At 74.1% G+C, this 22676-nt stretch carries 20 protein-coding genes; 17 read left to right on the plus strand and 3 right to left on the minus strand.

Annotated elements, in window-relative coordinates:
- The first annotated feature begins 102 nt into the window (after positions 1-102).
- The 15 genes from hisI to OMK64_RS12785 all read left to right on the plus strand — a co-directional run bounded on the left by hisI (position 103) and on the right by OMK64_RS12785 (position 17488).
- On the plus strand, positions 103-528 hold the full coding sequence (gene hisI, locus OMK64_RS12715; RefSeq protein WP_272728746.1) for a phosphoribosyl-AMP cyclohydrolase: 426 nt from the start codon (positions 103-105) through the stop codon (positions 526-528).
- Entirely contained in the window at positions 525-2099 is a 1575-nt protein-coding gene (locus tag OMK64_RS12720) for an anthranilate synthase component I (protein ID WP_272728747.1), read from the plus strand. The genes hisI and OMK64_RS12720 overlap by 4 nt, the downstream gene beginning before the upstream one ends.
- On the plus strand, positions 2096-2683 hold the full coding sequence (locus OMK64_RS12725; RefSeq protein ID WP_272728748.1) for a Trp biosynthesis-associated membrane protein: 588 nt from the start codon (positions 2096-2098) through the stop codon (positions 2681-2683). The genes OMK64_RS12720 and OMK64_RS12725 overlap by 4 nt, the downstream gene beginning before the upstream one ends.
- A gap of 76 nt (positions 2684-2759) precedes the next feature.
- A complete protein-coding gene (locus OMK64_RS12730) occupies positions 2760-3065 on the plus strand; it encodes an HGxxPAAW family protein (protein ID WP_272728749.1) in 306 nt (101 codons plus the stop codon).
- 100 nt (positions 3066-3165) lie between these two features.
- On the plus strand, positions 3166-3669 hold the full coding sequence (locus tag OMK64_RS12735) for a DUF4190 domain-containing protein (protein ID WP_272728750.1): 504 nt from the start codon (positions 3166-3168) through the stop codon (positions 3667-3669).
- Positions 3670-3748: 79 nt separating this feature from the next.
- Positions 3749-4072 (plus strand): DUF2752 domain-containing protein, encoded by a 324-nt coding sequence (locus OMK64_RS12740; protein WP_272728751.1) that lies wholly within the window; start codon positions 3749-3751, stop codon positions 4070-4072.
- 48 nt (positions 4073-4120) lie between these two features.
- A complete protein-coding gene (locus tag OMK64_RS12745; RefSeq protein ID WP_272728752.1) occupies positions 4121-4663 on the plus strand; it encodes a DUF4190 domain-containing protein in 543 nt (180 codons plus the stop codon).
- Between the two features lie 158 nt (positions 4664-4821).
- Positions 4822-5634 (plus strand): indole-3-glycerol phosphate synthase TrpC, encoded by an 813-nt coding sequence (gene trpC / locus OMK64_RS12750; protein ID WP_272728753.1) that lies wholly within the window; start codon positions 4822-4824, stop codon positions 5632-5634.
- A gap of 35 nt (positions 5635-5669) precedes the next feature.
- Entirely contained in the window at positions 5670-6947 is a 1278-nt protein-coding gene (gene trpB / locus OMK64_RS12755; protein ID WP_272728779.1) for a tryptophan synthase subunit beta, read from the plus strand.
- A 70-nt stretch (positions 6948-7017) separates the two neighbouring features.
- Positions 7018-7872 carry a tryptophan synthase subunit alpha gene (gene trpA / locus OMK64_RS12760; RefSeq protein ID WP_374694095.1) on the plus strand — a complete coding sequence of 285 codons (855 nt, stop codon included), beginning with the start codon at positions 7018-7020 and terminating at the stop codon, positions 7870-7872.
- Positions 7869-8750, plus strand: a complete 882-nt coding sequence (gene lgt / locus OMK64_RS12765) for a prolipoprotein diacylglyceryl transferase (protein WP_272728754.1) — start codon at positions 7869-7871, stop codon at positions 8748-8750. The genes trpA and lgt overlap by 4 nt, the downstream gene beginning before the upstream one ends.
- A gap of 152 nt (positions 8751-8902) precedes the next feature.
- Positions 8903-13474 carry a glutamate synthase large subunit gene (gene gltB, locus OMK64_RS12770; RefSeq protein ID WP_272728755.1) on the plus strand — a complete coding sequence of 1524 codons (4572 nt, stop codon included), beginning with the start codon at positions 8903-8905 and terminating at the stop codon, positions 13472-13474.
- On the plus strand, positions 13467-14933 hold the full coding sequence (gene gltD / locus OMK64_RS12775; RefSeq protein WP_272728756.1) for a glutamate synthase subunit beta: 1467 nt from the start codon (positions 13467-13469) through the stop codon (positions 14931-14933). Before gltB ends, gltD begins: the two co-directional genes overlap by 8 nt.
- Before the next feature lie 95 nt (positions 14934-15028).
- A complete protein-coding gene (pyk, locus tag OMK64_RS12780) occupies positions 15029-16465 on the plus strand; it encodes a pyruvate kinase (RefSeq protein WP_272728757.1) in 1437 nt (478 codons plus the stop codon).
- A gap of 117 nt (positions 16466-16582) precedes the next feature.
- A complete protein-coding gene (locus OMK64_RS12785; RefSeq protein WP_272728758.1) occupies positions 16583-17488 on the plus strand; it encodes a ribonuclease Z in 906 nt (301 codons plus the stop codon).
- Positions 17489-17578: 90 nt separating this feature from the next.
- On the opposite strand, the gene OMK64_RS12790 is transcribed toward OMK64_RS12785, so the two are convergent.
- On the minus strand, positions 17579-18493 hold the full coding sequence (locus OMK64_RS12790) for a hypothetical protein (RefSeq protein WP_272728759.1): 915 nt from the start codon (positions 18491-18493) through the stop codon (positions 17579-17581).
- Positions 18494-18794: 301 nt separating this feature from the next.
- On the opposite strand from OMK64_RS12790, the gene OMK64_RS12795 reads away from it, so the two are divergent.
- Positions 18795-19697, plus strand: a complete 903-nt coding sequence (locus tag OMK64_RS12795) for a caspase family protein (protein WP_272728760.1) — start codon at positions 18795-18797, stop codon at positions 19695-19697.
- A 102-nt stretch (positions 19698-19799) separates the two neighbouring features.
- Here the strand turns inward: OMK64_RS12795 and OMK64_RS12800 are convergent, their stop codons facing one another.
- On the minus strand, positions 19800-20669 hold the full coding sequence (locus tag OMK64_RS12800) for an alpha/beta fold hydrolase (RefSeq protein ID WP_272728761.1): 870 nt from the start codon (positions 20667-20669) through the stop codon (positions 19800-19802).
- A gap of 153 nt (positions 20670-20822) precedes the next feature.
- On the opposite strand from OMK64_RS12800, the gene OMK64_RS12805 reads away from it, so the two are divergent.
- Entirely contained in the window at positions 20823-21767 is a 945-nt protein-coding gene (locus OMK64_RS12805) for a DUF808 domain-containing protein (protein WP_272728762.1), read from the plus strand.
- A gap of 42 nt (positions 21768-21809) precedes the next feature.
- Here the strand turns inward: OMK64_RS12805 and OMK64_RS12810 are convergent, their stop codons facing one another.
- A complete protein-coding gene (locus tag OMK64_RS12810; RefSeq protein ID WP_272728763.1) occupies positions 21810-22535 on the minus strand; it encodes a GNAT family N-acetyltransferase in 726 nt (241 codons plus the stop codon).
- Positions 22536-22676 lie beyond the last annotated feature (141 nt).

The raw sequence follows: 22676 nt of genomic DNA on the forward strand, positions 1-22676 counted from the left end.
CGGGTCGCGCAGAGCCGCTGACGCCGGTGCCGCTCGCGACCTCGCCGGCGTCGGTCCCGGACACCGCCCGGGCGGGGCGCGCCCGCGTGGCAGGATCGGTCCGTGCCTCGCGAGAACCCGTCCGCCACCCTCCTCGACCCGCAGGTCGCGCAGCGGCTGCGCCACGACGAGCACGGCCTCGTCGCCGCCGTCGTGCAGCAGCACGACACGCGCGAGGTGCTCATGGTCGGCTGGATGGACGACGAGGCGCTGCACCGCACCCTGACGACGGGTCGCGTGACGTTCTGGAGCCGCTCGCGCCAGGAGTACTGGCGCAAGGGCGACACGTCCGGCCACGCGCAGTACGTCAAGGCGGTCTCGCTCGACTGCGACGGCGACGCGCTGCTCGTCGAGGTCGACCAGGTCGGCGCCGCCTGCCACACCGGCACCCGCACGTGCTTCGAGGCCGGGGGACCGCTCGCGGTCGTCGCCGGCCACCGTCCCACCACCGCTCCCGACACCGCACCCGCACCCGGAGGAGACGCATGACCGCGCCCGCCGCCCACGTCCCCGCCGACGTCGTCACCGCGGACGTCCCGTGGGGCGGCACGTGGCCGTCGGTCGACACGTTCCGGGCGCTCGCGGCCGACCGGCGCGTCATCCCGGTCGTGCGCCGGCTGCTCGCGGACGACGTCACGCCCGTCGGCCTGTACCGCACGCTCGCCGCGGGGCGCCCGGGCACGTTCGTGCTCGAGTCCGCGGAGTCCGACGGCACGTGGAGCCGCTGGTCGTTCGTCGGCGTCGGCTCGCGTGCGACGCTCACGGTCCGCGACGGTGCCCCGGTGTGGGTCGGCGACGTGCCCGTGGGCGTCCCGACGGAGGGCGACGCGCTCGACGTGCTCGGCCGCACGCTCGACGTCCTGCGCACGCCCGCGATCCACGGCCTGCCCCCGCTGACGGGCGGGCTGGTCGGGGCGCTCGGGTGGGACGTCGTGCGGCACTGGGAGCCGACGCTGCCCGCGAAGGCGCCCGAGGAGCTCGGCGTCCCCGAGCTCACGCTGCTCCTCGCGACCGACCTCGCGGTCGTCGACCACCACGACGGCTCGGTCTGGCTGGTCGCCAACGCGATCAACTTCGACGACACCGACGAGCGCGTCGACGAGGCGCACGCCGACGCGGTCGCGCGGCTCGACGCGATGCAGCGCGCGCTGCTGCACCCGGCCGACCCCGGCGTCGCGGCGCTCGCCGACGTCCCGGAGCCCGAGCTCGAGTTCCGCTCGACGCGCGCGGAGTTCGAGCAGGCGGTCGACATCGGCAAGGAGGCGATCCGCGACGGCGAGGTCTTCCAGATCGTGCTGTCGCAGCGCCTCGACCTCGACTGCCCGGCCGACCCGCTCGACGTCTACCGCGTGCTGCGCACGATCAACCCGAGCCCGTACATGTACTACCTGCAGCTCCAGGACGCGGACGGCCACGACTTCGCGGTCGTCGGCTCGAGCCCCGAGACGCTCGTCAAGGTGACCGACGGGCACGTCGTGACGTTCCCCATCGCCGGGTCCCGGCCGCGCGGCGCGACGCCCGAGGAGGACCGCGCGCTCCAGGACGAGGTGCTCGCGGACCCCAAGGAGCGGGCCGAGCACATCATGCTCGTCGACCTGTCGCGCAACGACCTCGTCAAGGTGTGCGAGCCGTCGAGCGTCGAGGTCGTCGAGTTCATGGCGGTCAAGCGGTACTCGCACATCATGCACATCTGCTCGACGGTCGTCGGCCGCCTGCGCGCGGGCGCGACGGCGCTCCAGACGCTCACGGCGACGTTCCCCGCGGGCACGCTGTCGGGCGCGCCGAAGCCGCGCGCGATCGCTCTCATCGACGAGATCGAGCCGGCCCGCCGCGGCATCTACGGCGGGACGGTCGGTTACTTCGACTTCGCGGGCGACATGGACATGGCCATCGCGATCCGCACCGCGCTCATCCGGGACGGCCGCGCGAGCGTGCAGGCGGGTGGCGGGATCGTCGCCGACTCGGTGCCCGCGCTCGAGTACGCCGAGTCGCGCAACAAGGCGGCCGCCGCGGTCCGGGCCGTCCAGGTCGCGTCCCGGCTGCGCCGGGTCGCCGAGTGACGAGCGCGCCCGTCCCGCAGGCCGCGCGGCCCCGGGGCCGTGGGCGGGCCGCGGGCGTCCTCGTGCTGCTCGCGGCGGCGTCCGCCGGTGCGGCGGTGCCGACGTGGCTCACGGCGACCGGCGTGACGGCGCTGCGGGGGACCGTGGACGTGCCCGCGACGGGGACGCAGGTCGCGCCCGCGGTGCTCGGGGCGTCGGTCGTGCTGCTCGCGACGGCGGCGGCCGTGGCGCTCGTGGGTCGCGTCGGGCGCTGGCTGGTGGCGGCCGTCACGGTGCTCAGCGGGGCGGTGGTCGTGGGCGCGACGGCAGCCGTGCTGGCGGACCCGCGCGCGGCCGCGGTCCCGGTGGTGACGCAGGAGACCGGCGTGGGCCGGCTCGTGGGCGACGTCGCGGTCACCGCGTGGCCGTGGGTCGCGGTCGCCGTGGGCGTGGTCGTCGTGCTCGCGGCCGGCTGGCTCGTGCGCACGTCGCGCTCGTGGCGGGGTCCGTCCCGCCGGCACGAGGCGCCGACGGCCCAGGGCGGCGGACCCGTCGACGAGCGCGGCGCATGGGACGCCTTGAGCCGCGGCGACGACCCGACCTGACCGTGTCGTCCGCAGGTCGGAGGGCCACCCGGTCCGATAGGGTGGGCCGCGAACCGAGCACGAAGGGCACCACCTGATGTCTGACCAGTCCCTCGCGCACCGCGCGCAGAACGTCACCCGGACCGAGACGGTCCACCTCCCGCCCGCGACCCCGCCGGTCAACCACGGCAAGACGGTCGCCGGCTGGACCACCACGTACGGCGTCCTCGTCGGTGCCGTGGTCATGTCCCTCGCGGTGGTCTTCGCGCTCGTGTGGCTGTTCTGGGTCGGTCTCGGTGTCGCCCTCGTCGCCCTCGTGCTCGGCAAGGTCCTGCAGGGCATGGGCTACGGCCAGGGCGGCGCGCACACGCAGTCCCGGGACGGACGACCCGGGGCGCACTGACGCCCGGCCCGTCCGCGGGCAGCTCGATCCCGCGCGCGGCCGCACGCGGGCACCGTCTGCGACCGGCCGTGACCCGGTCGCCACACCGCCTGGAGGACCGATGTCGACCCCCAACGAGCCGCAGAACCCGTTCGAGAAGGGCTCCGAGCCCGAGGGTGGCGCCCCGGGCTACCCGGCGGCACCGCCGCCGGCCGGCGGCTACCCGTCCGCGCCGCCGCCCCCGCAGTCCGGCTACCCGTCGGCCCCGCAGTACCCGTCGGCCCCGCAGTACGGCGGCGCCGCGCCGGCGTACGGCGGCCCGGGCTACGGCACGCCGTACCCGAAGAACAGCCTCGGCGTGTGGTCCCTCGTGCTCGGCATCGCCGCGTTCGTGCTGTCGTGCGGCCTGTTCACCGGCATCCCCGCGATCATCGTCGGCAACAACGCCAAGAAGGCCGTGCAGCGCGGCGAGGCGAACAACGGCGGTCTCGCGACCGCGGGCGTCGTGCTCGGCTGGATCGCCACCGTGCTCTCGATCATCGGCATCATCGTGACGATCATCGTCTTCTCGAACGCCGAGTTCCGTGACGCCTTCGTCGACGGCTACAACTCCTCGAGCTACTGACGTCGCAGCGGCGTCCGGCCGGGTCCGGACGCCGCTGGTCGTCGGCGCAGGGACGCTGCTCGCGACCCTCGCGGTCGCCGTGCGCGACCCGCACGTCGCCGGCAGCTGGGGCGCGTGCCCGCTGCACCTGCTGACGGGCCTGTGGTGCCCCGGCTGCGGCGGCTTGCGCGCCGTGCACGACCTGACGCACGGCGACCTCGCCGGCGCCTGGGGGATGAACCCGCTCGTCGTGACCCTCCTCCCGCTCGCGGTCCTCGGCTGGGCGGTGTGGACGTGGCGGTCCGCGACCGGTCGCGCCTGGCGCGCCCCTCGCCCGGCGTGGGCGTGGACGGCGCTCGCCGTCGTGGTCGCCTTCGCCGTCCTGCGCAACCTCCCACCCCTCGCGCCGTACCTCGCCCCCTGACCCTCGACCGCCGCGCGCGCGGCGGCCAGCACCCCGGAGTACGCCCCGATGAGCAGCAGCGACCCGCAGTTCCCCGTGCCTGGTCCGGCCGACCCGTGGCGCAAGCCGGACACCGGCGCGGCACCGGGTGGGGCACCTGAGCCGGGCCCCGTGCCGGGCGCGTACCCGTCGGGCCCGGCGTACCCGCCCGAGCCGACCTACGGGTCGGCGCCCGCCCCCGGCTACGGGTCGGCCCCTGCCCCCGGCTACGGGGTCGCGCCCGCGCCCGGCGGCTACGCCCCGGGGTACGGGTACGGCTACGGGTACGCGCCCGGCGGCTACTACCCGAAGAACTCCTACGCCGTCTGGTCGCTCGTGCTCGGCATCCTGTCGCTCGTCTCGTGCGGCTTCCTCACGGGCGTCCCGGCGATCATCGTCGGCAACAACGCCAAGAAGGCGGCCGCGGTCGGCGAGGCGGACAACCCCGGCATGGCGACCGCGGGCGTGGTGCTCGGCTGGATCGGGACCGCGCTGTCGGCCGCCGGTCTCCTCATCTACCTGTTCTTCGTGGTGTTCGCCGTCGTCATGAGCGCGACGACCCCCTCGACCTGATCCCACCCCGCCCGACGCGCTCGCGAGGGGCGGTCGCGGTCCACGGACCGGCCTGTGGTCGGGGTCACCCGACGCTCCCCGTACCATGGCCAGGTCAGACCCGCCCGTCACCACGGCGCGAGCGGACTGAGCCGACCGGGGGAAGGGGTGAGGCTTCGATGACCGTGCTCGACGACATCGTCGCAGGCGTCAGGGAGGACCTTGCTGTCCGGGAGGCGGCGACGCCGCTCGCCGCCGTCAAGGAGCTCGCGGCGAAGCGGCCGTCGGCGATCGAGTGCCTCGGGCGCCTGCGCGTCGAGGACGCGGTGACGGTCATCGCCGAGGTCAAGCGCTCGAGCCCGAGCAAGGGCGCGCTCGCCACCATCACGGACCCTGCGGCCCTCGCGGCCGAGTACGAGAAGGGCGGCGCGACCGCGATCTCGGTGCTCACCGAGCAGCGGCGGTTCAACGGCTCGCTCGCGGACCTCGACGCCGTGCGTGCGCGCGTCGACATCCCGGTCCTGCGCAAGGACTTCGTCGTCAGCCCGTACCAGGTGTGGGAGGCGCGGGCCCACGGCGCCGACCTCGTGCTCCTCATCGTCGCCGCGCTGGAGCAGACCGTGCTCGAGTCGCTCGTGGAGCGCGTCCACTCGCTCGGCATGACGGCACTGGTCGAGGTGCACGACACCGAGGAGGTCGCCCGTGCGGTCGACGCCGGTGCCCGGGTGATCGGCGTCAACGCGCGCAACCTCAAGACGCTCGACGTGGACCGCACGACGTTCTCCCGCGTCGCGCCGTCGATCCCGTCGGACGTCGTCAAGATCGCCGAGTCCGGCGTCCGCGGACCGCACGACGTCATGGACTACGCACGCGCCGGCGCCGACACCGTGCTGGTCGGCGAGGCGCTCGTCACCGACGACGCCCCGCGCCAGTCGGTCGCCGACCTCGTCGCCGCGGGCGCCCACCCCTCGCTGCGGGCGGTGCGCCAGTGACCGCACGACGCGGCGCGGGTCCGTCGGGGACGCCGCTGCACCCGGACACCGCGGCCGGCCCTCTCGCCACGCACGCCGGCCCCTACTTCGGCGACTTCGGCGGACGGTTCGTGCCGGAGGCGCTGATCGCGGCGCTCGACGAGCTCGACACCGAGTACCACAAGGCGCTCACCGACCCGGCGTTCGGCCGCGAGCTCGCGCGCCTCCACCGCACGTACACCGGGCGCCCGAGCCCGCTGACCGAGGTCCCGCGGTTCGCGCGGCACGTCGGCGACGGGGTGCGCGTGTTCCTCAAGCGCGAGGACCTCAACCACACGGGCTCCCACAAGATCAACAACGTGCTCGGTCAGGCGCTGCTCGTGAAGCGCATGGGCAAGACGCGCGTGATCGCCGAGACGGGCGCGGGCCAGCACGGCGTCGCGACCGCGACCGCGGCCGCGCTGCTCGACCTCGAGTGCGTCGTCTACATGGGCGAGGAGGACACGCAGCGGCAGGCGCTCAACGTCGCGCGCATGCAGCTCCTCGGTGCCGAGGTCGTCCCGGTGACGATCGGATCGCGCACCCTCAAGGACGCGATCAACGAGGCGCTGCGCGACTGGGTCGCGAACGTCGAGACCACGCACTACCTGCTCGGCACGGTCACGGGACCGCACCCCTTCCCCGAGATGGTGCGCGACTTCCACAAGATCATCGGCGAGGAGGCGCGCGCGCAGCTCCTCGAGGAGATCGGGCGCCTGCCCGACGCGGTCGCGGCGTGCGTCGGCGGCGGGTCGAACGCGATGGGCATCTTCAACGCGTTCCTCGACGACGCGGACGTCCGGCTGTTCGGCTTCGAGGCCGGCGGCGCAGGCATCTCGTCGGGCCGCCACGCGGCGCGCTTCTCGGGCGGTCAGCCGGGCGTGCTGCACGGCGCGAAGTCGTACCTGCTGCAGGACGAGGACGGCCAGACGCTGCCGAGCCACTCGGTGTCGGCGGGTCTGGACTACCCGAGCGTCGGGCCCGAGCACGCGTGGCTGCACGACATCGGCCGCGCGCAGTACCGCCCGGTCACGGACGACGAGGCCATGGAGGCGTTCCGCCTGCTGTGCCGGACCGAGGGGATCATCCCCGCGATCGAGTCGGCGCACGCGCTCGCCGGTGCGCTGCAGCTCGGCCGCGAGGCCGCGTCGTGGCGCGGGGACGACGGGCACGACCCCGTGCTCCTGGTGAACCTGTCGGGTCGCGGGGACAAGGACGTCGCGACGGCGGCGGCCTGGTTCGGCCTCATCGAGGACGAGCCGGTCGTGCTGGCCGACGAGAACGAGCAGCTGTGACGTCGCCGCGCGGCGGCGGGGTGACGAGGACGACCCGGCGGCGCACGCGGTCGGGCGGCGAGGAGGGCCAGTGAGCACGGTGGACGTCCGGTCGGCGACCGGGGAGCGGCTCGACGCGCTGCGCGCGGGCGAGGGCGGGGCGTCGGGTCGTGCGGCGCTGGTCGGCTACCTGCCGGTCGGCTTCCCGACGCTGCCCGGCTCGGTCGACGCGGTGCGCGCGATGGTCGACGCGGGCGTCGACGTGGTCGAGCTCGGCGTCCCGTACACCGACCCCGTGATGGACGGGCCCGTGATCCAGCGCGCGGTCGACGTCGCGCTCGGCGGCGGGACGCGCGTGCGCGACACCCTCGCCGCGGTCGAGCAGGTGGCGGGCCGCGGGGCGCCGGTCCTCGTCATGAGCTACTGGAACCTCGTGCTGCGGTACGGCGTCGAGGCGTACGCCCGGGACCTGGCCGCCGCCGGTGGCGCGGGGCTCATCACGCCCGACCTCATCCCGGACGAGGCCGACGACTGGGTCGCCGCGTCCGACGCGCACGGCCTGGACCGCGTGTTCCTCGTCGCCCCGAGCTCGACGCCCGAGCGGCTCGCGTCGACGAGCGCCGCGTCGCGCGGCTTCGTGTACGCGGCGTCGACGATGGGGGTGACGGGGGAGCGTGCGACCGTCGGCTCGCGGGCCGAGCAGCTCGTCGCCGACACCCGCGCCGCGGGCGCGCAGCGCGTCTGCGTCGGGCTGGGCGTGTCGCGCCGTGAGCAGGCGGCCGAGGTCGCGCGGTACGCCGACGGCGTCATCGTCGGCTCGGCGTTCGTCCGTCCGCTGCTCGACGCCTACGAGTCGGGGGACGCGACCGGCGGGATCGACGCGCTCGCGCGGGTCACCGCCGACCTCGCCGACGGCGTCCGCTCGGCGGTGCGGGGCGAGCGGTGAGCGCCGCGGTCCTGGCGTCGATCCCGAGCCCGCCGCAGGGCGTCTGGCACCTGGGCCCGTTCCCGGTGCGCGCGTACGCGATCGCGATCCTGCTGGGCATCGTCGCGGCGCTCTGGATGACCCGTCGGCGCTGGGCCGAGCGCGGGGGCGACCCCGACACGGTGCTGGAGATCTCCTTCTGGGCGGTGCCGTTCGGCATCGTCGGCGGCCGGATCTACCACGTCATCACGTCCCCGCAGGCGTACTTCGGCGAGGGCGGCGACCCGGTGCGCGCGCTGTACATCTGGGAGGGCGGCCTCGGCATCTGGGGTGCGGTCGCGTTCGGCGCGGTGGGTGCCTGGATCGGCTGCCGTCGCCAGGGGGTCCGCCTCGCACCGTTCGCGGACGCGCTCGCGCCCGGCCTGCTCGTGGCGCAGGCGATCGGCCGGCTCGGCAACTGGTTCAACCAGGAGCTGTTCGGCGGACCCACCACGCTGCCGTGGGGCCTGCAGATCGACGACGCGCACCTGCCCGCGGGCTTCGAGACCGGCACGCTGTTCCACCCGACGTTCCTGTACGAGATCCTCTGGAACCTCGCGGGTGCCGCGGTGCTGGTCTGGGCGGACCGCCGGTTCAAGCTCGGGCACGGCCGCGTGTTCTGGCTCTACGTCGTGATCTACACGACCGGACGTCTGTGGATCGAGCTGGTCCGGATCGACCCGGCGAGCACGATCCTGGGGCTGCGGGTCAACGTCTGGACGTCCATCATCGTGGGCCTCGGCGCGCTGGTAGCGTTCGTGGTGGTCGGGCGCCGGCATCCAGGGCGCGACACGACCCTCCTGCTGGCACCCCCGACCGTGCAGGACGACGAGGAGAGCACGTCCGAGGCCGCTCGCTGACCGCGAGCGGGGTGTGACCCACCTCACAAAGTGGCGATGCGGCTCGCGATGTTTCCGGGTTGTATCGTCACCCCACGTTTGGGCCGACGACGTCCCGCGTTCCCCCCATGTTCGACAAACCCCGGTCCCCGGGGATCGTGAGGACGGTGCAGATGTCGACGTCGCACGTGAGCCCTGGCGCGCTCGTCACGCCGTCGGGCGCGGCGCAGCAGGGTCTGTACGACCCCGCGGCCGAGCACGACGCCTGCGGCTTCGCCTTCGTGGCCACCCTGCGTGGCACCCCCGGTCGCGACATCGTCGACGCCGGTCTGACGGCGCTGCTCAACCTCGACCACCGCGGCGCCGTCGGCGCCGAGGAGGACAGCGGTGACGGCGCGGGCATCCTCACCCAGATCCCCGACGCATTCCTGCGCGACGTCGTCGACGCCGAGCTGCCGCCCGCCGGCTTCTACGCGATCGGCATGGCGTTCCTCCCGGTCGACGAGGCCGAGCAGCGCACCGTGGTCGCCGCGGTCGAGGCCATCGCGGCCGAGGAGAAGCTGGACGTGCTCGCGTGGCGCGACGTCGTCGTCACGGCCGACCTCGTCGGACCGACGGCGCGCGCGTCGATGCCCGTCTTCCGGCAGCTCGTCGTCGCCGACCCCTCGCGCGAGCTCGCGGGCCTCGACCTCGACCGCCGCGCCTACCGGCTGCGCAAGCGCGCCGAGCGCGAGCTGGGCCTGTACTTCGCGTCGCTGTCGGCGCGCACGCTCGCCTACAAGGGCATGCTCACGACCGGGCAGCTCGAGCCGTTCTTCGCCGACCTGTCCGACCCGCGCTACGCGACCGAGATCGCGCTCGTGCACTCGCGGTTCTCGACCAACACGTTCCCGTCCTGGCCGCTCGCGCAGCCGTTCCGGTTGATCGCGCACAACGGCGAGATCAACACGGTGCGCGGCAACCGCAACTGGATGGCCGCGCGCGAGGGCACCCTCGCGAGCGAGGCGCTCGGCGACCTCGCGCCGCTGCTGCCGGTCTGTACCCCGGGCGGGTCGGACTCGGGCAGCTTCGACGAGGTGCTCGAGCTGCTGCACCTGTCCGGCCGGTCGCTGCCGCACGCCGTGATGATGATGATCCCGGAGGCGTGGGAGAACCACGCCCAGATGGACCCGGCCCGGCGCGCGTTCTACGAGTACCACTCCACGCTCATGGAGCCGTGGGACGGCCCGGCGGCGATGACGTTCACGGACGGCACGCTCATCGGCTCGGTGCAGGACCGCAACGGCCTGCGCCCGGGCCGGTACTGGGTGACCGAGGACGGGCTCGTCGTGTGCGCGTCCGAGGCCGGCGTCCTCGACCTCGACCCCGCGACCGTCGTCGCGAAGGGCCGGCTCGAGCCGGGCCGGATGTTCCTCGTCGACACGGGCAAGGGCCGGATCGTCGAGGACAGCGAGATCAAGGCGCAGCTCGCCGCGCAGCGGCCGTACGCGGAGTGGGTGCGCGACAACTCGGTCTACCTCCAGCAGCTGCCCGAGCGGGAGCACGTGGCGCACTCCGCCGCGTCGGTCCGTCGTCGTCAGCGCACGTTCGGCTACACCGAGGAGGAGCTCAAGATCCTCCTGTCGCCGATGGCCGCGACGGGCGCGGAGCCGCTCGGTGCCATGGGGTCCGACACGCCCGTCGCGGTGCTGTCGAACCGGCCGCGCATGCTGTTCGACTACTTCACGCAGATGTTCGCGCAGGTCACGAACCCGCCGCTCGACGCGATCCGCGAGGAGCTCGTCACCGCGATCGGCGGCGCGATCGGCCCCGAGCCCAACCTGCTCGAGGACGGCCCCGGCCACGCGCGCAAGCTCGTGCTGCCGTTCCCCGTCCTGGACAACGACCAGCTCGCCAAGATCGTGCACGTCCAGAAGGAGCCGTCCCTCGGCTTCCGCGCGACGACGATCCGCGGCCTGTACCGCGCGGCCGGCGGGGGAGCGGCCCTCGAGGCGCGCCTCGAGGAGATCTTCGCCGAGGTCGACCGTGCCATCGCCGACGGCGTGAGCTTCCTCGTGCTGTCCGACCGCAACTCCGACGCCGAGCTCGCGCCGATCCCGTCGCTGCTGCTGCTGTCCGCGGTGCACCACCACACCCTGCGCCGGCACACCCGCACGCAGATCTCGCTCGTCGTCGAGGCCGGCGACGTCCGCGAGGTGCACCACGTCGCGCTGCTCATCGGCTACGGCGCGGCCGCGGTGAACCCGTACCTCGCGATGGAGTCGGTCGAGGACCTCGCGCGCAACGGCTACCTGCCGGGCGTCTCGCCCGAGAAGGCCGTCAAGAACCTCATCAAGGCGCTCGGCAAGGGCGTCCTCAAGGTCATGTCGAAGATGGGCATCTCGACGATCGCGTCGTACCGCGGCGCGCAGGTGTTCGAGGCCATCGGCCTGTCGCAGCCGCTCGTCGACCGGTACTTCACGGGCACGACGAGCCGCCTCGGCGGCATCGGGCTCGACGTCATCGCGGCCGAGGTCGCGGCGCGCCACGAGGACGCGTACCCCGCGTCCGGCAACCGCCAGCCGCACCAGCGGCTCGCGGTCGGCGGCGAGTACCAGTGGCGTCGTGACGGCGAGGACCACCTGTTCGACCCCGAGACGGTGTTCCGCCTGCAGCACTCGACCCGGACGCGCCAGATGGACGTGTTCCGCGAGTACACGCACCGCGTCGACGAGCAGTCGTCGCGGCTCATGACGCTGCGCGGCCTGCTCGCGTTCAAGGACGGCGTGCGTCAGCCGGTGCCGCTCGACGAGGTCGAGCCCGTCAGCGAGATCGTCAAGCGGTTCAACACCGGCGCCATGTCGTACGGCTCGATCTCCGCCGAGGCGCACGAGACGCTCGCGATCGCGATGAACCGCCTCGGCGGCAAGTCGAACACGGGCGAGGGCGGCGAGGACCCCGAGCGCCTGTACGACCCCGAGCGGCGCTCGGCGATCAAGCAGATCGCGTCGGGCCGGTTCGGCGTGACGAGCGAGTACCTCACGCACGCGGACGACATCCAGATCAAGCTCGCGCAGGGCGCCAAGCCCGGCGAGGGCGGTCAGCTGCCCGGCCACAAGGTGTACCCGTGGGTCGCCAAGACGCGGCACTCGACGCCCGGTGTGGGCCTCATCTCGCCGCCGCCGCACCACGACATCTACTCGATCGAGGACCTCGCGCAGCTCATCCACGACGCGAAGAACGCGAACCCGTCGGCGCGGATCCACACCAAGCTCGTCTCCGAGTTCGGCGTGGGCACGATCGCCGCGGGCGTGGCCAAGGCGCACTCCGACGTCGTGCTCATCTCGGGCCACGACGGCGGCACGGGTGCGAGCCCGCTCACGTCGCTCAAGCACGCGGGCACGCCGTGGGAGATCGGCCTCGCCGAGACGCAGCAGACGCTCGTGCTCAACAACCTCCGCGACCGGGTGGTCGTGCAGGTCGACGGCCAGCTGAAGACCGGGCGTGACGTCGTGATCGGCGCGCTCCTGGGCGCCGAGGAGTTCGGCTTCGCGACCGCGCCGCTCGTCGTGTCGGGCTGCATCATGATGCGCGTCTGCCATCTCGACACCTGCCCGGTCGGCGTCGCGACGCAGAACCCGGAGCTGCGGTCGCGGTTCACCGGCAAGCCGGAGTTCGTCGTCACGTTCTTCGAGTTCATCGCGCAGGAGGTGCGCGAGCTGCTCGCGCAGCTCGGCTTCCGGTCGATCGAGGAGGCCGTGGGTCACGTCGAGCTGCTCGACACGCGCGCCGCGATCGACCACTGGAAGGCCGAGGGACTCGACCTGACGCCCGTCCTCGCGGTGCCCGACCCGGTCCCCGGGTCGACGCTGCACCACTCGGCGTCGCAGGACCACGGCCTGGACCGTGCGCTCGACAACCAGCTGATCTCGCTCGCGCAGGACGCGCTCGAGCGGCGGGAGCCCGTGCGCATCGCCCTGCCCATCCGCAACGTCAACCGCACGGTCGGCACGATGCTCGGCCACGAGGTGACCAAGCGGTACGGCGGCGCGGGCCTGCCCGACGACACGATCGACGTGACCGTCACCGGGTCGGCCGGCCAGTCGTTCGGGGCGTTCCTGCCGCGCGGCATCACGCTGCGGCTGTTCGGCGACGCGAACGACTACGTCGCGAAGGGCCTGTCGGGTGGCCGGATCGTCGTGCGCCCCGACCGCAGCGCCGTGCTCTCGCAGCACGACGTCGTCGCGGGCAACGTCATCGGCTACGGCGCGACGTCGGGGCAGGTCTTCCTGCGCGGCCGCGTCGGCGAGCGGTTCGGCGTCCGGAACTCGGGCGCGACGCTCGTCGTCGAGGGCGTGGGCGACCACGGCCTGGAGTACATGACCGGCGGCACCGTGGTGATCCTCGGCCGCACCGGCCGCAACCTCGGCGCCGGCATGTCAGGCGGCACGGCCTACGTGCTCGACCTCGACGTGCCGCTCGTCAACCTCGAGGCGGTCCGCTCCGGCGAGCTGTCCCTCGACCCCCTCGACGACGAGGACGCCGCGCTCGTCGAGAGCCTGCTGCGCACCCACCTGGAGGAGACCGGCTCGCCGGTCGCCGCGCAGCTGCTCGAGGACCCGACGGCGACCCGGGCGCGGTTCACGCGCCTCCTGCCCACCGAGTACGCCCGCGTCCGTCGTGCGCTCGCGCAGGCCGAGGCCGACGGCCTCGACCCCGCGGCGCCCGGCGTGTGGGACCAGATCCTGGAGGTGGCCCGTGGCTGACCCCCGCGGCTTCCTGAAGGTGCGGGAGCGTGAGCTCCCGCCCAACCGCCCGGTCGAGGTGCGTCTGCGCGACTGGAAGGACGTCCACGCCCACCTGCAGGACGGCCAGCCGTACCTCAAGGAGCAGGCGGGCCGCTGCATGGACTGCGGCATCCCGTTCTGCCACAACGGCTGCCCGCTCGGGAACCTCATCCCCGAGTGGAACGACCTGGTGTGGCGCGGGCAGTGGTCGGACGCGATCGACCGCCTGCACGCGACGAACAACTTCCCGGAGTTCACCGGGCGGATCTGCCCGGCGCCGTGCGAGTCGAGCTGCGTGCTCGGCATCAACCAGCCGCCGGTGACGATCAAGAACGTCGAGGTCTCGATCATCGACGAGGCGTTCGAGCGCGGGTACGTGACGCCGCAGGTGCCGCAGCGCCTCACGGGCCACACAGTCGCTGTCGTCGGCTCGGGTCCCGCGGGCCTCGCGGCCGCGCAGCAGCTCACGCGCGCGGGCCACACGGTCGCGGTGTACGAGCGGGACGACGCGATCGGCGGCCTGCTGCGCTACGGCGTGCCGGACTTCAAGCTCGAGAAGGTCCACATCGACCGCCGCCTGGCGCAGATGGAGGCCGAGGGCACCCGGTTCCGCCCGGGCGTCGAGATCGGCCGCGACATCACGTGGGAGCAGCTGCAGGCGCGCTACGACGCGATCGTCATCGCGACCGGCGCGACCGTCCCGCGCGAGCTGCAGGTGCCGGGCAAGGAGCTCGGTGGCGTGCACGTCGCGATGGACTTCCTGCACCAGGCCAACGCCGTCGCGGCGGGCCGCGAGGTGCCCGACCAGATCACGGCGACCGGCAAGCACGTCGTCATCATCGGCGGCGGCGACACCGGCTCGGACTGCCTGGGCACCGCGCTGCGCCAGGGCGCCGCGTCGGTCACGACGCTCGCGATCGGCAAGCGCCCGCCCGAGGAGCGCCCCGCGCACCAGCCGTGGCCGACCGACCCGATCCTGTTCGAGGTGTCGTCGTCGCACGAGGAGGGCGGCGAGCGCGCGTACCTCGCGTCGACCGTCGAGTTCCTCCCCGGCGAGGACGGGAACGTCGCGCGGCTGCGGCTCGCGACCACCGAGTACCTGCCCGACGGCCGTCGCGTCCCGACGCCCGGAACCGAGCGTGAGATCCCGGCCGACCTCGTGCTCGTCGCGATGGGCTTCACCGGCCCGGAGACGGAGCCGCTCACGGAGCAGCTCGGAGTCCAGCTCACCGCGCGAGGACTCGTCACCCGGTCGGACGACTTCTCCACGACCGTCCCCGGCGTGTTCGTGGCCGGCGACGCCGGTCGCGGGCAGTCTCTCGTCGTGTGGGCGATCGCGGAGGGCCGTGCTGCCGCGGCCGCCGTCGACACCTACCTCTCGGGCGGCACCGAGCTGCCCTCACCGGTCACGGCCAGCACCGTGGCGCTGCGCCCCTGACCCCACCAGGACCGCCACGTTGTACCGGTCGGCGTCAGTGCCTCCACCGGGACGTTGGTCCGACCACGCCCACCAGGAAGGCATAGGCTCGAGCCATGCGTAGAGCAAAGATCGTCTGCACCATCGGACCTGCGACGGAGTCCGCCGAGCAGATCCAGGCCCTCGTCGACGCCGGGATGGACGTCGCACGGATCAACCGCAGCCACGGCGACACCGAGGCGCACAAGAAGGTCTACGACAACGTGCGCGCGGCCTCGAAGGCGTCGGGGCGCTCGGTCGCGGTGCTCGTCGACCTGCAGGGCCCGAAGATCCGCCTCGGCCGGTTCATCGAGGGTCGCCACGACCTCGCCGTCGGTGACGTGTTCACCATCACGACCGACGACATCGAGGGCACCAAGGAGCGCGTCTCCACGACGTTCAAGGGCCTCGTGGGTGACGTGTCGCCCGGCGACCCGATCCTCATCGACGACGGCAAGGTGCTCGTCCGCGTGACGGCGGTCGAGGGCAACGACGTCATCACGCGCGTCGAGGTCCCGGGCCCGGTCTCGAACAACAAGGGCCTCAACCTGCCCGGCGTCGCGGTGTCCGTGCCCGCGATGAGCGACAAGGACGAGGCGGACCTGCGCTGGGCGATCCAGATCGGCGCCGACATCATCGCGCTGTCGTTCGTCCGCACCGCCAAGGACTACGACGACGTGCGCCGGATCATGGAGGAGGAGGGCCGGGTCGTCCCGGTCGTCGCCAAGATCGAGAAGCCGCAGGCCGTCGACAACCTGGCCGAGATCGTCGCCGCGTTCGACGGCATCATGGTCGCCCGCGGCGACCTGGGCGTGGAGCTGCCGCTCGAGCAGGTGCCGCTCGTCCAGAAGCGCGCGGTCGAGCTGGCCCGCCGCAACGCGAAGCCGGTCATCGTCGCGACGCAGGTCCTCGAGTCCATGACGACGAACCCCCGCCCGACGCGCGCCGAGACCTCGGACTGCGCGAACGCGGTGCTCGACGGCGCGGACGCGGTCATGCTCTCGGGCGAGACGAGCGTCGGCGACTACCCGATCGAGACGGTCCGCACGATGGCCCGCATCATCGAGGCGACCGAGGAGCTCGGTCGCGAGCGCATCGCGCCGCTCGGCTCGACCCCGCACACGCGCGGCGGTGCGATCACGCGGGCGGCCGCCGAGATCGGCGAGACGCTCGGTGTGAAGTACCTCGTGACGTTCACGCAGTCCGGTGACTCGGCGCGGCGCATGTCCCGCCTGCGCTCGTCGATCCCGCTGCTCGCGTTCACGCCGGTCGAGTCGGTGCGCAACGTCCTGTCGCTGAGCTGGGGCACGCAGACGTACCAGGTGCCCACGGTCGAGAGCACCGACCACATGGTCGCGCAGGTCGACCAGACGCTGCGCGCGAACGGCCTGGCCGAGGTCGGCGACTACGTCGTCGTCGTCTCGGGTGCACCGGTCGGCGTCGTCGGCTCGACGAACTCGATCGTCGTGCACAAGATCGGCGACGAGGAGAACCCGGGCGGTCGCGTCGCCTGACGCACGCGACGTCACGCCCGACGGCACGCAGGTGCCGAGGAGCGACACGAACGGGCCCCGGTCTTCCGGGGCCCGTTCGTCGTCCCGGCGTCGGAGCCGGACGAGAGGGAGGGTGCGGTGCGCGAGCTCGTCGTGCTGGGGACGGCGTCGCAGGCGCCCACGCGCACGCGGAACCACAACGGCCACCTGCTGCGGTGGGACGACCAGGGTCTGCTGTTCGACCCGGGTGAGGGCACGCAGCGCCAGCTGCTGCACGCGGGCGTCGCGTCGTCGGCGGTGACACGCATCTGCCTCACGCACGCCCACGGCGACCACACGTTCGGCCTGCCGGGCCTCCTGTCGCGGATGTCGCTCGACGGCGTGCCCCACCCGGTCCCGGTGCACTACCCGGCGTCCGCGGACCCGGTCGTGCGTGCCCTCGTCGCGCTCGCGCGGCCCGGGCTCGACGTGCGGCTGCACCCGCACCGTGCGTCCGGCGAGGTCGCGCCCGGTCTGCGCGTCGAGCCGCTGCACCACCGCGTGGAGACGTTCGGCTACCGGCTGACCGAGCCGGACGGGCGCACCCTCCAGCCGGCGCTGCTCGAGGCGGCCGGCGTGCGCGGACCCGACGTGGGGACGCTCGTCGCCGAGGGGCGGTGGCGCGACGTGCGGCTCGAGGACGTGAGCGTGCCGCGGCGCGGGCAGTCGTTCGCGTTCGTCATGGACACCGCGCCGTGCGACGGTGCGGCCGCGCTCGCCCAGGACGTCGACCTGCTGGTCGCCGAGTCGACGTACGCCGACGAGGACGTGGCGCTCGCGCGCGAGCACCTCCACCTGACGGCCGGGCAGGCCGGTGAGCTCGCGGGGGCGGCCGGCGTCGGCACGCTCGTCCTCACGCACTTCTCGTCGCGGTACACCGACGTGGCGCCGCTCGCCGCGCAGGCGCGTGCCGCGGCGGCGTCGTCACGGCGTCCGGGCGGCACGGTCGTGCGCGCGGTCGAGGACCTCGACCGCGTCCCGCTGCCGCGCCGCCGGGCGGGCTGACGACGGCCGGGGGTCGCCTGGTCGTCGTGCGGGCTGGCGCCTGCCGTGACCCGCGCGTCGCCGCGCGTGCCGACGGCCGCCGCGACCGGGTCAGCCGCGCCAGCTGACGGCGTGGAGCCCGACCTCGTCGACGACGCAGCCGACGGCGAGGCCGAGGTCGTTGACGGCGGACAGCACGATCGCGTCCGAGCCCTCCGGCGGGGCGACGAGGCGCGCGGGTGCGCCGAGCTGCTGCACGAAGCCGTGCTGCGGGAGGCCGGCCGGCACGGTGCTGCCGACGGCGAGGCCGCGGTCGTTGAGGTCGGTGACGATGCCGAAGGACGTGCCGCCGGGGGTCACGTCGGTGACCGCGGTGCTCGCGGACCAGCGCGTCGCGTGCATCGTCCCGTCCGCGTAGGCGTACCCCGCGGAGCGCCCCTGGGAGTCGAGCGCCGCGGCGAGGCCGTCGCCGGTCCCGTCGCCGAGCGTCGGGAGCGTGGTGAGCGAGCCGTCGGGCTCCCAGCGCACGGGGACCTGCCGCGACCCGAGCCACGCGTCGCCGACGACCTGGCCGGCGTCGTTGACGTCGTTCGCGCCGGTCGACCCGCCGAGGCCGGCGAGCGGGGTGAGCACGCCCTCGCGCCAGCGCCACGCGTGGCGCTCCCCGCCGAACGTGCCGGACGTGCCGACGACCTCGCCGCGGCCGCTGACGGCGGACACGGTCTCGAACGTGTCGGTGGGGTCGGCGACGCCGATGCGGTGCAGCCGGCGGCCGTCCCAGAACGCGGCGCGGCCGTCGACGAGGCCGGCGATCTGGCCACGGTCGTTGATCGCGGCGGCGGAGGTGAGGCCGCCCGGCAGCGGCAGGACGCGGCCGCGGTCGACGAGGTGGGTGTCGGTGACGACGACGCCGTGGTCGTTGACGTCGACGGCGCACTCGTCGACGCCGAGCGGGCGGACCCCGGGCGGGTTCGCGCCGGCAGGGGTCGGGAGGGTCACGGCCAGCGCGGCCGCGGTCGCGACCACGGCGAGCGTGGTGCGTCCGCGCTGTCGTCGCGCGGGTGTCCCGGGCACTGCGGTTGGCTCCGGACGAGGCATGGTTCCCCCTGACGTGGCGCCGTGGGGTCTCCGGTGTCCTCCGGGTGCCCGGCGCACCCCGAATGCTGCGGGTGTCACCGCGTCGCGCACAACCGTCACGGAGAAAGTTCACCTTGTCGTGGTTCCGACCGGGCGAGAAGTGGGCGAAATCGGGACAAAGCGTCTGGACCCGCTCCGGTCGCGGTGGGACGCTGGCCGGTGCAGGAACTCGACGAGGGGGACGACGACCATGACCGGCTACTCGCTGCACATCGGCCTCAACCGGGTCGACCCGGACGCCTACGGCGGCTGGGACGGCAAGCTCAACGGGTGCGTGAACGACGCGAACGCGATGCTGCGGCTCGCGACGGCGACCGGCTTCCAGCCGGTGCAGCTCCTCGACGCGGCCGCCACGTCGCAGGCGGTGATCACGCAGATCGGCGCCTACGCGCGGACGGCGGTCGCGGGCGACCTCGTGCTGCTCACGTACTCCGGGCACGGCGGCCAGGTCGAGGACATCGACGGCGACGAGCCCGACCAGCAGGACGAGACGTGGGTGCTGTTCGACCGCCAGGTCCTCGACGACGAGCTGCGGCGCATGTACGCGCAGTTCGCGAAGGGCGTCCGCGTGCTCGTCCTCAGCGACAGCTGCCACAGCGGCACGGTGATCCGCGACGTCGAGCGGGACGCGGTCCTGCAGCAGGAGCGCGAGCGCGACCTGGGCCTGGAGACGGGCGCGCGCGGCGGCCCGCCCGCGGTGCTGCCCCCCGAGGCCGTCGCCCGCGTCATGCCGCGCGGCGTCGCGGAGAAGGACGACAAGGCGCGGCGCGCCACGTACGAGTTCGTGCAGTCGCTCGCGGGCACCACCACCGACGAGGACGTCGCCGCGTCGGTGCTGCTCATCTCCGGCTGCCAGGACGACCAGTACTCGTACGACGGCCCGGTCAACGGCGAGTTCACCGGGACGCTGCTGCGGGTCTGGGACGAGGGCGGGTTCACCGGCACCTACGCGGACCTGCACCGCAAGGTGCTCGACCAGATGCCGGCCCGCCAGCAGCCGAACTTCTTCACGCTCGGCACGCGCGACGAGGCGTTCCTCGGGCAGCAGCCGTTCACCATCGCACCGGCAGGGGCCGCCACGACGTCCGCCTGACGGCGACGGCCGCACCAGCGCGGCGCGGCCGCACGGCGCCGCCCCGGGGGACCTGCGCGTCTCCCCGGGCGGACGCGTGCGCGGGCTCGTCGTGCGGTGGGGTCAGTCCGCAGGGCGGTGGTCCGCGATCCAGCGCAGCGCGTCGTCGGCCGCGGTGAGCACCGCGATGTGGCCGGCGGCGGGCACGACGCGCAGCTCGGCGTCCGGGAGGTGCGCGGCGAGCCAGCGCGCGTGCGCGACGGGCACCACGCGGTCGTCGGCGCCGTGCAGGAGCAGGACGGGCACCTGCACGGCGGCCGGGTCGAACCCCCACGGAGCGACGTAGGCGAGGTCGTCGTCGACCAGGGGTGCCGGTCCCTGCGCGGCCGCCGGGCCCACGACCTCGTCGAACCACGCCCACGGGCCGTGCAGCGCGTCGAGGTCGGCCTCGGTGAACTCGGGGTCGTAGGGAGGCGCGCTGCGCTCGTGCGCCTCCTTGGCGGCGCGCCCGGCGGCGGCCGCCCGGAGCGACGCGACGCCCGACGCGGCCATGCCGTCGAACCAGTCGAGCCCGTCCGCGTCGGCCGGCGCGAGGCCCGCACCGCTGACCGCCGCGACGACGCGCCCCGGCAGCAGGGCGGCGCACGCGAGCGCGTGCGGACCACCGCCGGAGTGGCCGATCACGGCGCACCGGTCGAGCCCGAGCGCGTCGAGCACCGCGGCGACGTCGGCGGCGGCCGACCCGACGGTGCGGTCGGGACGCGCGGTGGACCCGCCGTAGCCCGGGCGGTCGTACGACACGAACCGCAGCCCGAGGCGTCGCGCGGGCTCGAGCAGCGGTGCCGGCGGCGCGCCGAGGTTGGGGGTGCCGTGGCACCAGACGAGCGGGAGGGCGGGCCGGCCGTCCGGGTCCGTGGCCGGGCCGGTGTCGTAGGCGTGCAGGACGCCGCCCGGCACGGCGACGTCGCGTTCGTGGACGTGTGTGTCGGTCATGCGCCCATGCTGGCGCAGCGGCGCGCAGCCCACCGCGGCGGACGCGCGCGACGGACGCGACGCGCCGACCGGGCGGTCCCGTCCTAGCCTTGCGCGAGGCGACCGGATGGGGCGCCGCCCCCGACGGCCCTCGGGCCGGTGAAGGAGATGGTGATGGCAGGCGGTCTCGCGGCGCTCCTGGACGACATCGCGGCGCTCGCCAAGCTCGCGGCGGCGTCGGTCGACGACGTGGGCGCGGCCGCGGGGCGGGCGAGCGCGAAGGCGGCGGGCGTCGTCATCGACGACACCGCCGTCACGCCGCGGTACGTGCACGGGTTCACGCCCGACCGGGAGCTGCCGATCATCCGCCGCATCGCCGTCGGGTCGCTGCGCAACAAGCTGCTGTTCATCCTCCCGGCGGCGCTGCTGCTCAGCCAGTTCCTGCCGTGGCTGCTCACGCCGATCCTCATGGTCGGCGGCGCGTACCTGTCGTACGAGGGTGCGGAGAAGATCTGGGAGCTCGTCAGCGGGCACGCGAAGGAGCACACGAGCACGCCGGCCGCGGCGCAGGGCGCCGACACCGAGAAGACGATGATCGGCGGCGCGATCCGCACGGACTTCATCCTGTCCGCCGAGATCATGGTGATCGCCCTCAACGAGGTCGCTGACGAGCCGCTGCTCTCGCGCGCCCTGATCCTCGCGGTCGTCGCGCTCGCCATCACGGTCCTCGTGTACGGCGTCGTCGCGCTCATCGTGAAGATGGACGACATCGGGCTGCACCTCGCGGGCCGCGAGAACCGGGCGGCGGCGGCCACGGGGCGCGTGCTGGTCCGCGCGATGCCGAAGGTGCTGTCGGTGCTGTCGACGGTCGGCATCGTCGCGATGCTGTGGGTCGGCGGGCACATCCTGCTGTCGGGTGTCGACACGCTCGGCTGGCACGGGCCGATCGACGTGCTGCACCACCTCGAGGAGGCCGTGCACCACGTGCCCGGTGTCGGCGGGCTGCTCGCGTGGCTCGTCGACACGCTCGGGTCGGCGCTCGTCGGCCTGGTCGTCGGCGCGGTGATCGTCGCCGTCCTGCACCTCGTCCCGCGCCGTCGGCCCGCCGCCGCGCACTGACCGACGTCCGCCGGGACGCGCGCCGCGGGCCACCGACCCGGGTCAGCCCGCGCCGGTCCCGGGGGTGCGCAGCGCGCCGAAGGCGGTCCGGCGCCGCAGCTCGAAGCCGAGGCGCTCGTAGATCCGGATCGCGCTGGTGTTGGTCGCCGCGGCGTGCAGCAGCGCGCGCTCCCCGCGCGCCCGCACGTGGTGCGCGACGTCGAGCACGAGCCGCGTCGCCAGACCCTGCCCGCGGTACGCGGCGTCGGTGCAGACCGCGCTGATCTCCGTCCACCCCGTCGGCTGCAGCCGCTCGCCGGCCATCGCGACCAGCCGGCCGCCGCGGCGGATCCCGACGTAGCGGCCGAGCTCGTGGGTGCGCGGCGCGAACGGGCCGGGCTGCGTGCGGGCGACGAGGTCGAGCATCTCCGGGACGTCCCGCGCGCCGAGCACGACCGCCTCGTCGTCCGGGCGCGTCGCGAGCCGGTCGGACTCGACGAGCTGCACGCCCTCACCACGGCTCGCGACCACCCAGCCCGGCGGCAGCGCGGCCTCGGTGCCGGAGAACGGGAACAGCGCGCCCGGCCCGACGAGGTCGAGCACCGCGTCCCACACGTCGGGGTGCTCCCACGACGCCACGCCGGCGAAGATCGACACGTCGGGCAGGAAGCGGCGCGCGAGCTCGTTGCCCTCGGACAGGTCGGCGTGCCGCCCGACCAGCGAGTGCCAGGCGGCGTTGTCGAGCACGTGCTCGTCGGCCAGCGGGGGAGTCGTCGACTCGACCGTCACGGGTGCGTCCCTTCGTCGTGGTCCGGGCGCGCGCTCGGACGGGGGCGCGCAGGACCGTACGCCCGAACGCCGGCACCGTCCTCGACAATCCGGCCCGTCCCGCGCAGTGAGACCGGCCCCGGCCCCTACCCTCGGTCGTGC

The sequence above is a fragment of the Cellulomonas fimi genome (assembly GCF_028527925.1).
Taxonomy (GTDB): domain Bacteria; phylum Actinomycetota; class Actinomycetes; order Actinomycetales; family Cellulomonadaceae; genus Cellulomonas; species Cellulomonas fimi_C.